This is a genomic window from Massilia cavernae (genome assembly GCF_003590855.1).
Lineage (GTDB): Bacteria > Pseudomonadota > Gammaproteobacteria > Burkholderiales > Burkholderiaceae_D > Telluria_A > Telluria_A cavernae.
The window spans coordinates 43,411-58,080 of sequence record NZ_QYUP01000087.1; the positions used below are offsets into that span (position 1 = coordinate 43,411).

A 14,670-nucleotide genomic window follows, 5' to 3' on the forward strand; every position below is an offset into this window, starting at 1 on the left:
TCCGAAGGCGGCAAGCTGCGTTAAACTACCGCTTCGGCTTCTCTCGCCCCACGGGGCTGACCTTCATGACCTCCAGCAGCTCCGCGACTGTGCCGGCACGCCCCGGCAACCTCAATTTCGTCCTTGTCTGCATCTTCATCGATATGCTCGGCATCGGTCTGATCGTGCCGGTGATGCCGCTGCTGGTGGGCGAGTTCGTCGCCGCGCGCGACCAGCAGGCCATGTGGTTCGGCGTGCTGACGATGGTGTTTGGCCTGATGCAGTTCATCTTCATGCCGACGCTGGGCGCGCTGAGCGACCGCGTGGGCCGCCGTCCGGTGCTGATGTACTCGATGGCCGGCATGTGCCTGAACTTCCTGATCACCGCATGGGCGCCCAACCTGGCCTGGCTGTTCATCGGCCGCGTGGTCGGCGGCATGTCCTCGGCCAGCATGTCGGTGGCGTCGGCCTACGCGTCGGACATTTCGGACCACGACAACCGCGCCAAGAGCTTCGGCAAGATCGGCGCGGCATTCGGGCTGGGCTTCATCTGCGGCCCGATGCTGGGCGGCCTGCTGGGCGGCGTCAACCTGCACCTGCCGTTCTACGTGGCCGCGGCGCTTTCGGCCGCCAACCTGGTGTACGGCTACTTCGCCGTGCCCGAATCGCTGCCGGCGTCGCGCCGTTCACCGTTTTCCCTGGCACGCGTGAATCCGTTTTCCGCCATCCTCAAGCTGCTGCGCCGCACGGACATCCGTGGCGTGGTGTTCGTGTACACGCTGATGGTGTTCGCGCAAATGACGCTGCAATCGACCTGGGTGCTGTTTACCACCTTCCGCTTCGACTGGACGCCGCGCGAGAACGGCATCGCCCTGTTCTGTGTGGGCCTGGCGGCGGCCGTTGTGCAGGCGGGCCTGCTGGGCATCCTGATCCGGCGCTTCGGCGAGGTGCGGCTGGCGCTCCTCGGCCTGACGTCGGGCTGCATCACGTTTGTGCTGTACGGCCTGGCGACGCAGGGATGGATGATGTACGTGTTCATCATGACCAACCTGCTGGCCTTCGCCGCAGGCCCGGCGCTGCAGGGGATCATCTCGAAGGCTTCGCCGGCCAACGAACAGGGTGAGCTGATGGGGTCACTGCAGTCGATATCGAGTGCCGGCATCATCGTGATGCCGATCGCCGGCACCACCATCCTCGGCATGACCAGCCACCTGCCGCCGCAGGACTGGCGCGTGGGCAGCACCTTCTTCGCCTGCGCCCTGCTGCAGGCATGCGCGATCTTCCTGGCGGTGCGCTACTTCAAGACGCACCGCTTAAAGGGCTAGCTCAGAACTTGATTTCCAGCGTGGCGCGCAAGGTGGCGCCGCCGAGGAAGACCGACACGCTGCGCGTGGAACCAAACTTGTCCGCGTAGGTGACGTCGCTGATAAAGTCTTGCGCCAGGATGTTCGACGCCGCCACGCGCAGCTGCGTCTTCGGGCTGAACTTCCACAGCACGTAGGCTTCCAGGTCACGCCTCACACTCTGGTTGCGTGTCTGCTCGTTCGACACGCGCACAACGCCGCCGTTGGCGAAGTTGAAGCTGGCGCCGGTGGTCAGCGCGCCCTGCTTGTAGTCGAAGCCGAAGTTGGCCGACAGCGGCGTCTGGTTATCCAGCCGGTTATCCGGGCCGGGCACCGCATCGACCGAGGACCAGTTTCGCGCAATGTTCGCCCGCACGTCGATCGCCGGCGCATCCTTCAGGATTGCCTTGAGCGGGAATTTCGCTTCCAGTTCGATTGTGCGGCTATGCGCCTTGCCATTATTGACCGGCATGACGACCCAGCGGCCGTCCTCGCGCAGCACCAGGCCGCTGCGCGTGTAGTCGTCGATCTCGCGTGCCGACACGTTCACCGACAGCAGCGCGCCTTCCGCCCAGTAGTGCTCGTACGAGGCGTCGACGCCCAGCGCCAGCTCGGGCTTGAGCCTCGAATTGCCGAGGTAATCGGGTTCCGAGGAGCTGTTGTTCAGCGAGCGGAAGCCGCGCGGGATCAACGACCCGGTGTTCGGCGCCTTGTAGGTGCGCGTCACGGCAAGGCGCAACTGGTCGCCCTTGCTGTCAGGGAGCTTGTACAGGGTCTGGAACAGCGGGCTCCAGACGCTGGTGCGCGACCTGGACGCGTCGAAGGTATTCCCGGAGCTGGTGGTCTGGATGCCTTCCCAGCGCATGCCCATGTAGACCGACCAGCGCGGCGTGACGTTCCATTCGTCCTGGCCCCAGAGCGCAACACGGCCAACCTCGGACAGATAGCGGTCGTCGGTCGCGAACGGCAGCGGGATCGCCATGCCGAATCGTTCGAAGCGGTCTTCCTGGCGCTCGGTGTAGCCGGCATCCCAGCCCATCGCCAGCGCGTGCCCCTCGCCCATCGGCGACGAATATTTGCCGGTGGTGCTGTAACCGGTTTCGTCGGTCGCAGTATCGCTCACGTCGTCCAGCGCCAGCGCGCCGGCCGCGTTGTACCCCAGGCGGTGTGCATCGTTTTGCTGGTGGTTGAAGCTTGTTCCGGCCTTGACGTCGAGCTTGGCGCCGTCGCCGAGCTTCTTCACCAGATTAAGGTCGGTGCGGAACGAATCGCTCCGGTTGGTCAGCACCACGTCCATGCCGGGATAAGGCGGCGGCGCCCCGGCTGGCGTTTGCACCCCGCGCTTCGCATTCAGTTCGAAGCGGCTGGAATTAAGGAAGGACTGCGAGGTCAGCGTGTCGCCGTTCTCGAAGTTCCAGACCAGGCGCGGACCAAAGTTCACCGCCTTGAAGCCGCCCTCGTCCTCCGACAGCGTGTTACGCAGGCGGATCAACTGGCCGGCCGCATCGAAACCCTCCTCCTGCGAGGGCGTGTCGCGGTCGAACTCGTTCTTCACGAAATTCAGGCTTGCCGAGTACGAGAACTTGCCGACACGGTCGGACATCGTCAGGCTGGCGTTCGGCTGAATATTGCCGTTACCCGCCATCAGCCCGGCCTTGAACTCGCGCTGCGCGGTCGCCTTCACCGATTTCTTGAGGATGATGTTGACCGTGCCCGCGATTGACTGCGTGCTGTACTCCGCGCTAGCCGCGCGAATGACCTCGATGGTCTCGATCGAGTCGGGCGACAGCGAATCGATGGAGAACCCGACCGGCGGGCGTTCGCCGTTAAGCAGGATTTGCGTGTAGCCGCTGCCCAGCCCGCGCATGCGGATCGCGGAGCCGCTGACCGTCACGCCCGGCAGGCGCTTCATCACGTCCAGCACATTGGTGTCGCCGTACTTGACGATCTCGTCCTGCCTGACCACGATCTTGCTGGCGGTGTCGTCGCGGCGCGGATTGTAGGTGTCGGCGCTGCCGCGCACTTCGACTTTCTGGATCTTCTCTTCGTCGTCCATTTTGACCGTTGCTTCAGGCTTGGCGGGCGCCATCGCCTGCTGGCCGTAGGCGGAAAAGGAAAGCGACAGTGCTGCTGCCAGCAGGGTGAGGCGAAGCGGTTCGGCGTGGTGCATGAATATCCGGGCTAGAGAACGAGGGCGCAATTGTCGCCGAAGCGATGGCGATTTTGTGATTTTTGGGGGAATGACTTCGGCTTATGCCTCATGCATGACATCAGAATCCCATATTGACGGAAACGCGTGCGGTCGCGTATCCGGGCGAGTTGACTACCTGTGGGTAGTCCCTGCCTTGTTGGTGTAGGTAACGTCCTGGATCGTGTCCTGCGCCAGGATGTTCTGCAACGCGAGGCGCAGGCTGAATTTGTTCCGGCTCCACCCAACGTAGGCTTCCAGGTCGCGCTTGACGTTCTGATAGCGGGTCTGGTCGGTTGAAACCCGTACCAGTCCACCATTGGCAAACGTGTAGCTGCTGCCCATGCTGTAAGGGCCGGTGCGGTAGTCCAGGCCGAAGTTGGCCGTGACGGGCGTCTGGCTGTCGAGACGGTTGTGCGGGCCGGGAACGGAATCCACCCATGACCAGTTGCGCGCCACGTTAGCCCGCAGTTCGATTGCCGGCGCGTCCGGATTCAGCGCCTTCACCGGGAATTTCGCTTCCAGCTCGATCGAACGCACATGCGCCTTGCCGTTATTGACCGGCATGATCGCCCAGCGGCCGTCGGGCATCAGCACCAGCCCGTTGCGGGTGTAGTCGTCGATCTCGCGCGCCGTCACGCTGGCCGACAGCAGCGCGTTCGGCGCCCAGTAATGCTCGTACGAGAGGTCGAGGCCATAGGCCAGTTCCGGCCTCAGGTCCGGGTTGCCGAGGTTGTCCGGCACGGTGGCGCTGTTGTTCAGTGAACGGTAGCCGCGCGGGATCAGCGACTGGGTGGCGGGCGCCTTGTAGGTGCGGGTCAGGGCTCCGCGCAACTGGTCGCCGCGGATGCCGGGAAGCTTGTACAGGGTGTGGAACAGCGGGCTGAGGACACGGGTACGGGAACGCGAGGTGTCGAAGGTATTGCCCGAGCTGATGGTCTGGATGCCTTCCCAGCGCGCGCCGGCGTACACCGACCAGCGCGGCGTGACGTTCCATTCGTCCTGCGCATACACTGCAACGCGGCTTGCCTCGGAGCGGTAGATCTCGTCGGAGATGACAGGCGCCGCGCCGTTCCTGCCGATGCTTTCGAAGCGGTCCTCGTCGCGCCCGGTGAAGCCAAGGTCCCATCCCGCGCCCAGCGAGTGCCCCTCGAAGATCGGCGTGGAGTACTTGCCGATCGAGCTGAAACCCGTTTCGCCGGACTCGTTTGCGGTCAGGTCATCCTGCACCGGCGCGCCGTTGGCTGCCAGCGCAAGCCTGCGCGAATCGCCGCGGAAGCTGTTATAGGTGACGCCGGCCTTCAGGTCGAGCTTTGCTCCCGCGCCGAGCTTATGCAGCCAGTTGAAATCGGTACGCATGGAACGCCGCTCGCTCGGCGAGGAACTGTCCACCGTGCGGTATGTATACGGCGTGCCGAGGGTGCTTTCGGTTTCCCAGTGCATGCGGTTTTTGGAACGGTTGGCATGCAGCGACGATAGCAGCGTCAGGTTCTCGCCGTTTTCCAAAGTCCACGTCAGGCGGGGCGTCGCGCTGATGGAGGAGCTTTCGTTGCGGCTTTCCACTTTGGTGCCGCGCAAGCGGATCAACTGGCCGGCCGCGTCGTAACCCTCGTCCATATTGTGCGATTCACGTTCGAACACGTTGCGCGAAGCGTTCGCATTGACTGCATACGCAAACCTGCCGAGCGGCTCCGACATCGACACGCCCACATATGGCGATACGCCCCCTTTGCTGGCCCCGGCTCCAACGGACACGCTCCGTTGTGCCCCGCCCTTCGGCTTGAACCTGACGTTCGTCTTCATGATGATGTTGATGGTGCCCGCGATCGACTGCGTACTGTACTCCGCGCTGGCGGCGCGCATGATCTCGATCCTCTCGATCTCGTCCGGATGGATCTGGTCGGTCGAGAAGCCGATCGGAGGACGCTCTCCGTTGAGCAGGAACTGGGTGTAACCGCTCCCCAGTCCGCGCATCTGGATTCCGCGCGGGCCAACCGACACGCCGGGTAGGCGCTTGAGGATCTCCATGACGTTGGTATCGCCATATTTGGTGATCTCGTCGCCCTTGACAACGATCTTGGTGGCGGTGTCGTCACGGCGCGGGTTGTAGGTTTCCGTACTGCCGCGTATCTCGACTTTCTGGATATCTTGCTCGTCCACCTTCTGCGCGGGTGGCCTGGCCGGCGTTGCGGTGGGCGGCGTCTGTGCCGCAACCGGGGCGGCAAGCGCCGCGAGTACCAGCGGCAGGCGGAAGGTAAGGAGAACAGGAGGCATGCATATACCGGAAGTCAAAGTAGACATCATTGTCTACAAAATTCACAGCAAATTGTTGTCTCCTTGAAAAATATTTCTTCCCGTAAATACGCTTGCCAAGCAAATTCGCCAATATTGCTCCGGGAAGGCATAATTCGGCATCGTCTTGATTACAGGTTGCCATCGTGTCTCGCATTAAAGTACTGCCGCAATACCTCCTGCCGAAACGGGCGCTGACCACTTTCGCCGGCCGCGTCGCGGGCGCGAAAGGCGGCAGCATGACGCATGGCCTGATCCGCTGGTTCGTCGACAAGTACGGCGTCAACATGGACGAAGCGGTCAACCCGGACATCGAGAGCTACAGCAGCTTCAACGAATTCTTCACCCGCCCGCTCAAGGAAGGCGCGCGTCCGCTGGCGCAGGCCGATTTCATTTGTCCGGTGGACGGCGCGATCAGCCAGTTCGGCGACATCGACGATCATCAGATCTTCCAGGCCAAGGGGCACAGCTTCACGACCGCGCAACTGGTCGGCGGCGATAAGGAACTGGCCGCGCACTTCCAGCATGGGCACTTCGCCAACCTGTACCTGAGCCCGAAGGATTACCATCGCCTGCACATGCCGTGCGACGGCCGCCTGACGCGCATGATCTATGTGCCGGGTGCGCTGTTCTCGGTGAACCCGACCACAGCGCGCGGTATTCCCGGCCTGTTCGCCCGCAATGAGCGCGTCGTGTGCGTGTTCGAGTCCGAGGAATATGGCCCGTTTGTGCTGACGCTGGTGGGCGCCACCATCGTCGGCAGCATGGAAACCGTGTGGCACGGCGTGGTCAATCCGCCGCGCGCGCCCAATATCTGCGAGTGGAATTACGACGACAAGCAGATCGTCCTGAAAAAGGGTGAAGAGATGGGCCGCTTCCTGCTTGGATCGACCATCGTCATGCTGTTCAAGGAGGGCGCCATCAAGTTCAATCCGCAGTGGTCGCCCGAGAAGGACATTCGGCTGGGGGAGATGATGGGGAACAGGCCTTAAGGGTTCATCTACTCCACCTGCCGCTTGCGCGCCTCCTCGCAGCACATCGTTTCCATCATGTCGAGAAAGGCCCTGGTCTTGGCCGGCATCAGCCTGCGGCCAGGGAACACCGCCCAGCCGGTTGCCACCGGCAGGCTCCAGTCAGGCAGCACCCTCACCAGTTCACCGCGTTCCTCGTAAGCCCCGGCGAACAAGTCCGAACTGGCAGCGATGCCCGCCCCCGCGAACGCCATGCGCGCCAGCAGGTCGGGCGAGTTGGCCCTCATCCGCGCCGGCAGCTCCTTCTCCCACGTGGTCTTTCCCCGCGTGAGCACCCACGGCTTGGCGCCGCCGCTGCGGCTCAGGAGGCATAGCAGGTCGTGGCCTTCCAGCTGGTCCGGATGCAGCGGCATGCCGCGCCGCGCGATGTAATCCGGCGCGGCGTACAAGCCGGTGCGCTCCAGCACCACCCGCCGCGCGTTCAAGGTCGAATCCTCCGGCAGGTCTCCCATCCGGATCGCGATGTCGAAGTTCTCGGATACCAGGTCAACCCTGCGCGGCGACAGGTCCAGCTCCACCGACACCGCCGGATAGCGCTTCATGAACTCGGCCATCACGCCGGTCAGGCCGATGTTGGCGAAGTCGCCAGGCGCGGAGATGCGCAGCCGCCCGCTGGGCGCCGCCTGGCGATGCTGGGCCAGCGCGGCGGCCGCCTCCACTTCCTCCACCACCTTCTGCGCGTGCTCCAGCAGGCTGGCGCCGAATTCGGTCAGCACCAGCTTGCGCGTCGTGCGCTGGAGCAGGCGTTCGCCCAGTTTCGCTTCCAGCAGCGAGATCCGGCGCGACACCGTCGACTTGGGCAACTGCACCCTTTCGGCGGCCTGGCTGAAGCTGCCCGCCTCGACGATCCGGGCAAACAACAGCAGGTCATTCGGTTCGACGTCCATCATGATTGTTCCACTGGCTGAATAATGTTATCCATTTTAACGACTTCCGGATTGGTTTTGGAACGTCTAAAGTGTACCTCATCGAACACCAAACCACACACGAAGGAACGACACATGAACATCCTGCAAATTAACTCTAGCGCCCGCTCCACCGGTTCCGAGTCCACCCGCATCGCCGACGGCATCGTCGCCAGGCTGGCAGCTTCGGCCAACGCCAGCGTTGTTCGCCGCGACCTGGCCGTCACCCCGCACCCGGCCATCGACGAAGCGACCCTCGGCGCGCTGTTCACGCCTGCCGACCAGCGCACCCCGGAACAAGCTGCCCGCGTGGCGCTGGACGACGCGCTGATCGCTGAAATCCAGGCGGCCGACACCGTGGTCATCGGCGCCCCGATGTACAACTTCGGCATGACGGTGCAGCTGAAAAGCTGGTTCGACGCGATCGCCCGCGCCGGCGTCACCTTCCGCTACACCGCCAGCGGCCCGGAAGGCCTGCTGAAGGACAAGAAGGTTTTCGTGGCGGTGGCGCGCGGCGGCATGCACAAGGATGCGCCGACCGACACCCAGGTGCCGCATATCAAAATGCTGCTCAGCTTCCTCGGCATGACCGACGTGACCTTCGTCTACTCGGAAGGCATGGGCATGGGTCCTGAGGCAGTGGCGAAGGCGCAGGCCGACGCCGACGCGCAAGTGAACGAAGTATTCGCCTGATCCATCCGGACCGGCGAGGCAAAACTGGAGATGGACATGACACAGCAAGTGGCAACCAAGATAACAAGTGAACGCGTAAGCCGTGGCCGTGGCGTGGAGCGCCTGATCAACGGCCAGTTCGTGACCGATGGCGCCGGCGTGAAGATCAACCGTATCCTCACGCAGCCGCTCCAGCGCCGCCTCGACCCGTTCCTGATGCTGGACGCCTTCGGCAGCGACAAGCCTGGCGACTACATTGCAGGCTTCCCGGAGCATCCGCACCGCGGCTTCGAAACCATCACCTACATGCTGACCGGTAGCATGCGCCACAAGGACAGCGGCGGCAACGAAGGCCTGATCACCGACGGCGGCGTGCAATGGATGACGGCAGGCCGTGGCGTGGCGCACTCGGAAATGCCGGAGCAGACCGACGGCCTGATGGAAGGCTTCCAGCTGTGGCTCAACCTGCCGGCGCGCGACAAGATGATGGCGCCGTGGTACCGCGACATCCCTGCCGGCGAGATCCCGCGCTTCGAGACCGAAGCCGGCGCGCAGGTCCAGGTGATCGCGGGTTCGACCCACGGCGTGGCGGGCGCGGTGCAGCGCGAAGGCACCGAGCCGCTGTACCTCGACGTGACGCTGCCGGCGCATGCCAGCTTCGAACAGCTGCTGCCGCCGGGGCACAATGCCTTCATCTATGTGTACCGCGGCCAGGTGGTGGCGGACGAAGGCTGCGTGCCGGAAGCGCGCATGGCGATCCTGGCCAACGATCCGGAAGCGGACGGCGTGCGCATCGTGGCGGCGCGCGACAGCCGCTTCATCCTGGTCGCGGGGCGTCCGCTCAACGAGCCGATCGCGCAGTATGGCCCGTTCGTGATGAACTCGCAGGCGGAGATCGTCCAGGCGGTGGAAGACTACCGGAACGGCCTTTTCGCGGCCTGACAACACCGGCGCAGTGGCATGCGTTAAACTCACGGCATGCCACTGCTTCCGAAAATCCTCGACGCCCTCGCCTACGTCAGCCGCGCCTGCGGCTTCGAGACCGTCAACTCATTCCCCGCCGGCCACGCCTATGCGCGCACGCACTGGAACCCGGCCTATTTCGACATCGCCTCCGACCTCAAGCCCGACGCCATCGAGCGGTCGCTGTGCGAGTCCATCGCCAACACCCCCACCGTTTTCGCGCACATCGCCAACCCCACGCCGCGCATGCAGCGCGCGCTGCTTGGCGTGATCGAGGCGCGGGTCCGCCGTTCCTGCGGCAATCCGGTGGACTTGATGGCGCTGCTGATCAACGCCTACGCCAGCCCGCACACGCAGGAAGCGATTCCCGGCCTGCGCGCCCGCATCGCGCAAAGCGCGCATGAGGACCTGGCCGCGCGCTCGCGCGACCTGCTGCACTTCCTGGGCGGGATGCACTCCGCCTTCGACGTTATTGAGGCGCAGGCGTAAGAGTGGTGGGTCGTGCCGAATTGCTCGGAACATAGCGGTCGCGCAACGCCATGAACGGTGACTCCACCAGCTTGTACAACACCCATCCCGACAGCAGCGACAGCGCCATCAGGGCGGCGATGGTCACCGGCGATTCCGGGCCGTAGCCCAGCTCCTGCATCGGCGCCTTGGCCAGGATGCAGGCCTGCTTGTGGGTCAGGTAGATGGCGTACGCCCACAGCGCGAGGCTGGCTGCGCCCGGCACGCGGGTGGTGCGCAGGATGGAACGTTCGCTGAGCGCGGCCACGATCAGCAGCGAGAAACCCAGCGCCAGCAGCGGGAAGCCGATAACGGTCTGCAGCAGGTCCTGGCGGTCCTCCATCGGCAGCAGCAGCGTGAAGGTAAACACCAGCACGGCCACACCCACGCCCAGCGCCACGTTGCCGTGGGCCGTCAGGCGGCGCCACGCATCGCCGTGGTAGTTCTTCAGGAGCGCCAGCGCCACGCCGGCCACCAGCTCGTCGAAGCGGCAGAATGTCGAATAGTAGATGTACTTGAAGTAGTTCAGGCCCGGTCGTGCGCTGCCGTCGACCAGTTCGTGCCACAAGGTGGCCCGGATTACCATTCCCGCCACGAAGGCCAGCGCCACGGCGACCCATGCCCAGCGCAGCGAGCCGCGCAGCGACGCGATCAGCAGCGCAAGCGCAGGCAGCACGACGTAGAACTGCTCCTCGATGCACAGCGACCAGGCGTGCGAAAACGCGGTGCCGGGCGTCAGGTTGATGTTCTGGACGAAGGTGAGGAATTGCCACAGCGGCGGCAGTTCGAGCCCGCTGCGGAACCACGGCCACAGCGCATACAGCGCCAGCACCACGTAGAAGTTGGGCAGCGTCCGCAGCAGGCGGCGCGCATAGAAACGGGTGAGCGAGAAGCCGCCTTCGCTGCGCATCGCCGCGAATATCTGGTTGCCGATCAGGTAGCCGGACAGCGCGAAAAACAGATCGACGCCGACCCAGCCGATGTCGCCGACCCAGCCAAAAGTATCGGTACCGCTGACGAACAGCACGTAATGGTGCAGCATGACCAGCACGATGGCGAGCGCGCGGAGGGTGTCGAGGCCGTAGATGCGGCGGGGGAGCTTGGAGCAGTCATTCGTGAACCTTGAAAATCGAGGGCAGATGATGCCACGGCGATTCTGCCGATGCCAGCGTTTCCCGATAAAATAGCGGATTCGGCGGACCACGGCGGTACCGCAGCACGACCTGACAAAGGAAAGCCCGGCAATGACTTCAACGCGCGACATGCAGTTCAAATCGATTAACTACACCGGCCTGGGCAAGGGCCCGTCGGTGATCATCCAGGGCGCGGTACACGGCAACGAGACCTGCGGCACCAAGGCCATCCTGCGCGTGATGGAGCAGCTCGACAGCGGCGAACTGAAGATCGCGGCCGGCAGCGTCACCTTCGTACCGGTCGTGAACCCGCTCGCGTATGCGCTCAACCGCCGCGCCGGCGACCGCAACCTGAACCGCAACCTGTTCCCGAACGAGAATCCGCAGGACTTCGAAGACCAGGTGGCCAACTGGCTTTGCCCGCTGCTGGCGCGCCACGACGTGCTGCTCGACCTGCACTCGTTCAACGCGGAGAGCCAGCCGTTCGTGATGGTCGGCCCGCGCAACAACAAGGGCCCGCTGGAACCGTTCGTGCACGCCGAGAAGGAACGCGCGCTGGCCCGCCGCCTGGGCGTGCGCCGCTTCGTCGACGGCTGGCTCAAGACCTACGGCGACGGCGTGCAGCGCCGCATGGGCAAGGGCGATGCGGCCCAGCTCCAGACCGTGATCCGCTACGGCGTCGGCACCACCGAATACATGCGCAGCACCGGCGGCTACGCGCTGACGCTCGAATGCGGCCAGCACAACGACCCGCAAGCGCCGGAAGTCGCCTACCGCGCCATCATGAACACCCTCGCCTTCCTGAAGCTGATCGACGCGCCGGAACCGGCGCCGGTGCCGCTGGAGGAAATGGAAACGCTGTCGATGGTGGCGGTGCACGACAAGCTCGATCCGGGCGACAAGTTCACCCGCGTGTGGTCGAGCTTCGACGACGTGGCCGCGGGCGACCAGATTGGGGTGCGCGCGGATGGCACGCCGGTGACGGCGGACTTCGACGGCAAGATCCTGTTCCCCGACGTGAACGCCGGTGCCAACCAGGAGTGGTACTACATGACGCGCAAGAATCCGGACTTCGAGCGTTACGAGTAAATACTAGCGCCTGATCCCGAACACGAAGGGATCGCTGTCATCGAGTATCAGCTGGGCCTGGGCGTTGACCCAGGCCTTGCCGCGTATGCTAGGCATCACGCGCCCTTCATCGAGCCGGTACGACGCTTCGAACACGCTGCCGATGATGCTCTCCTGGCGCCACACCTCTCCCTCCGCCAGCTTGCCGTCTGCCGCGAGGCAGGCCAGCTTGGCGCTCGTGCCGGTCCCGCAAGGCGAACGGTCGTAGGCCTTGCCGGGGCATAGGACGAAGCTCTGGCTGTCGGCGCCCGTCGACGAAGGCGCGAACAGCTCGATATGATCGATTAGCGCACCGCCCTCACCCGTGATGCCGTTGGCCGCAAGCGCCTCGCCCACCGCCACCGAGAACGCGGTGAGCACCTCGACGTTCGCGAGATCCAGTGCGAGGCCATGATCGGCGACGAGGAAGAACCAGTTGCCGCCGTAGGCCACATCCCCGGTAACGGGCCCGTATCCATCCACATCGACCGTTACCGCATGCCGCGAGCGCCATGAAGCCACGTTGTTGACAGTGACGCTGCCGTCCGCGTGCAACTCCGCCGCGACCACGCCGGCCGGCGTGTCGATGCGGTGCACGCCGGACGCGATGCGACCCATGAAGGACAGCGAAGCGATCACGCCGATCATGCCGTGCCCGCACATGCCCAGGTAGCCGACGTTATTGAAGAAGATGACGCCGGCCGCGCAATCGGCTTCGTGAGGCTCGACCAAAATGGCGCCGACCAGCACGTCGGAACCGCGCGGTTCGCACACGACGGCCGAGCGCAGGTGGTCGAAATCGGCGCGGAAGCGGTCGACGCGCTGCGCCAGTGGGCCGCTGCCGAGGTCAGGGCCGCCTGCGATGACAAGGCGCGTGGGCTCGCCACCGGTATGGGAGTCGATGATGGAAATGGTATTCATGGATGAAGCATACATCCCTGGCCATCGCCTGTCTTGGCGCGATCCCCGCGCCGGTGGCGCGAAAGCGGCACAGCGGAGCTTAGCCGGGTGTCAGCAACTTGAGGCCGAGGATGCCCGCCACGATCAGCGCGATGCAACCGAGGCGCATGGCGCCCGCAGGTTCGCCCAGCATCATCATGCCCGCGATCGCGGTGCCGACGGTGCCGATGCCGGTCCATACAGCGTAGGCCGTGCCGAGCGGCAGGGTGCGCATCGCGAGGCCGAGCAGGACGACGCTGCCCGACATGGCCCCGAGCGTGAACAGCGACGGTCCCAGGCGGGTGAATCCATTAGTGTATTTGAGGCCGACGGCCCAACCGATTTCGAGGAGGCCGGCGACGAAGAGAATAATCCAGTTCATGACACGCTTTCTTGGGCAAGGCCGTCCTTGCCATGCTCCGGTCCTGCACGGGGCCGTCCCCGCGGGAGCAAAAGGTGGCCGCAGTATAGCACCGCGTGAAAAAGTTGGGGCGACCTGCAAGATCTGGCGGGGTGCGCCATAATCGGCGCTCGACACAAAGCGATACGCTTCAGGAGCAACGATGAGCAAACTATTCGACCCGATCACCATTGGCGACCTCGAACTGCCGAACCGGATCATCATGGCGCCGCTGACGCGCGCCCGCGCCGTTGGCGAAGGCCGCGTGCCAAACGCGCTGATGGCGCAGTACTATGAGCAGCGCGCAAGCGCGGGCCTGATCCTGTCCGAAGCGACCGCCGTCATGCCGCAGGGCGTGGGCTACGCGGACACGCCCGGAATCTGGTCGGACGAACAGGTGGAAGGCTGGAAGCTGGTGACCGACGCCGTGCACAAGGCTGGCGGCCGCATCTTCATGCAGCTATGGCAGGGGCCGCATCTCCGATCCGAGTTACTGACGGCGAAGCGCGGGTGGCGCCAAGTGGATGCGGCCAAGGGCCACGTCAGCCTGCTGCGTCCAATGCGCGACTACCCGTTGCGCGCGCGCTGGAGACCAGCGAGATTCCCGGCGTCGTGGCCGCCTACCGCAAGGGCGCGGAGAACGCGAAGCGTGCCGGCTTCGACGGCGTCGAGATCCACGGCGCCAATGGCTACCTGCTCGACCAGTTCCTCCAGGACGGCAGCAACAAGCGCATGGACGCGTACGGCGGCCCGGTCGAGAACCGCGCGCGGCTGATGCTCGAAGTGACGGACGCCTGCATTGAAGTATGGGGCAAGGACCGCGTCGGCATGCACCTGGCGCCGCGGTGCGACTCGCACGACATGGGCGACTCCGACCCGAAGGGCACGTTCGGCTACGTGGCGCGCGAGCTGCGCAAGCGCGGCATCGCCTTCATCTGCGCCCGCGAAGGGCTGGGCGACGACCGCCTCGGACCATACCTCAAGCAGGAATTCGGTGGCGTCTACATCGCCAACGAAAAGCTGACGCGTGACGACGCGGATGCGCTGATCGAGTCCGGCGAAGCGGACGCAGTCGCCTTCGGCAAATGGTTCATCGCCAACCCCGACCTCCCGCGCCGCCTGAAGACCGGTGCTGCACTCAATCCCGTGCGCCCCGACCGCTTCTACCACCCAACGGCCGAAGGCTACACCGACTACCCCGCGCTATAAGG

At 64.6% G+C, this 14,670-nt stretch carries 12 protein-coding genes and 1 pseudogene; 7 read left to right on the plus strand and 6 right to left on the minus strand.

Annotated features, from left to right (window positions below; all coding sequences use genetic code 11):
* Positions 1-65 precede the first annotated feature (65 nt).
* Positions 66-1,304 carry an MFS transporter gene (locus tag D3872_RS08845; RefSeq protein ID WP_119810422.1) on the plus strand — a complete coding sequence of 413 codons (1,239 nt, stop codon included), beginning with the start codon at positions 66-68 and terminating at the stop codon, positions 1,302-1,304.
* Between the two features lies 1 nt (position 1,305).
* Here D3872_RS08845 and D3872_RS08850 read toward each other — a convergent pair whose 3' ends face one another.
* Entirely contained in the window at positions 1,306-3,492 is a 2,187-nt protein-coding gene (locus D3872_RS08850) for a TonB-dependent receptor plug domain-containing protein (protein WP_119810423.1), read from the minus strand.
* A 153-nt stretch (positions 3,493-3,645) separates the two neighbouring features.
* Entirely contained in the window at positions 3,646-5,784 is a 2,139-nt protein-coding gene (locus D3872_RS08855; RefSeq protein ID WP_182915739.1) for a TonB-dependent receptor plug domain-containing protein, read from the minus strand.
* Between the two features lie 161 nt (positions 5,785-5,945).
* On the opposite strand from D3872_RS08855, the gene asd reads away from it, so the two are divergent.
* Entirely contained in the window at positions 5,946-6,794 is an 849-nt protein-coding gene (gene asd, locus D3872_RS08860; RefSeq protein ID WP_119810425.1) for an archaetidylserine decarboxylase, read from the plus strand.
* Between the two features lie 8 nt (positions 6,795-6,802).
* On the opposite strand, the gene D3872_RS08865 is transcribed toward asd, so the two are convergent.
* Positions 6,803-7,720 (minus strand): LysR family transcriptional regulator, encoded by a 918-nt coding sequence (locus D3872_RS08865; protein WP_119810446.1) that lies wholly within the window; start codon positions 7,718-7,720, stop codon positions 6,803-6,805.
* Positions 7,721-7,834: 114 nt separating this feature from the next.
* On the opposite strand from D3872_RS08865, the gene D3872_RS08870 reads away from it, so the two are divergent.
* From D3872_RS08870 to D3872_RS08880, 3 genes are read left to right on the plus strand one after another with little or no spacing between them, the layout of a single operon-like run.
* Positions 7,835-8,431: an FMN-dependent NADH-azoreductase gene (locus D3872_RS08870; RefSeq protein ID WP_119810426.1), complete on the plus strand. Its 597-nt coding sequence runs from the start codon at positions 7,835-7,837 to the stop codon at positions 8,429-8,431.
* 36 nt (positions 8,432-8,467) lie between these two features.
* Positions 8,468-9,352 (plus strand): pirin family protein, encoded by an 885-nt coding sequence (locus D3872_RS08875; RefSeq protein WP_119810447.1) that lies wholly within the window; start codon positions 8,468-8,470, stop codon positions 9,350-9,352.
* A gap of 36 nt (positions 9,353-9,388) precedes the next feature.
* Positions 9,389-9,862 carry a hypothetical protein gene (locus tag D3872_RS08880; protein ID WP_182915740.1) on the plus strand — a complete coding sequence of 158 codons (474 nt, stop codon included), beginning with the start codon at positions 9,389-9,391 and terminating at the stop codon, positions 9,860-9,862.
* On the opposite strand, the gene D3872_RS08885 is transcribed toward D3872_RS08880, so the two are convergent.
* Positions 9,843-11,024 (minus strand): acyltransferase family protein, encoded by a 1,182-nt coding sequence (locus tag D3872_RS08885; protein WP_307719418.1) that lies wholly within the window; start codon positions 11,022-11,024, stop codon positions 9,843-9,845. The genes D3872_RS08880 and D3872_RS08885 overlap by 20 nt on opposite strands.
* A gap of 100 nt (positions 11,025-11,124) precedes the next feature.
* Here D3872_RS08885 and D3872_RS08890 point away from each other — a divergent pair, with 100 nt between their 5' ends.
* Positions 11,125-12,102, plus strand: coding sequence for a M14 family metallopeptidase (locus D3872_RS08890; protein WP_119810449.1), 978 nt, complete (start codon positions 11,125-11,127; stop codon positions 12,100-12,102).
* A 3-nt stretch (positions 12,103-12,105) separates the two neighbouring features.
* Here the strand turns inward: D3872_RS08890 and D3872_RS08895 are convergent, their stop codons facing one another.
* The gene (locus D3872_RS08895) at positions 12,106-13,041 is read right to left on the minus strand and encodes a 4-hydroxyproline epimerase (protein ID WP_119810428.1); all 936 of its coding nucleotides are present in this window, start codon (positions 13,039-13,041) and stop codon (positions 12,106-12,108) included.
* Between the two features lie 79 nt (positions 13,042-13,120).
* Positions 13,121-13,441, minus strand: coding sequence for a quaternary ammonium compound efflux SMR transporter SugE (gene sugE, locus D3872_RS08900; RefSeq protein ID WP_119810429.1), 321 nt, complete (start codon positions 13,439-13,441; stop codon positions 13,121-13,123).
* A 181-nt stretch (positions 13,442-13,622) separates the two neighbouring features.
* Here sugE and D3872_RS08905 point away from each other — a divergent pair.
* Positions 13,623-14,668: pseudogene (locus D3872_RS08905) on the plus strand (alkene reductase).
* Positions 14,669-14,670 lie beyond the last annotated feature (2 nt).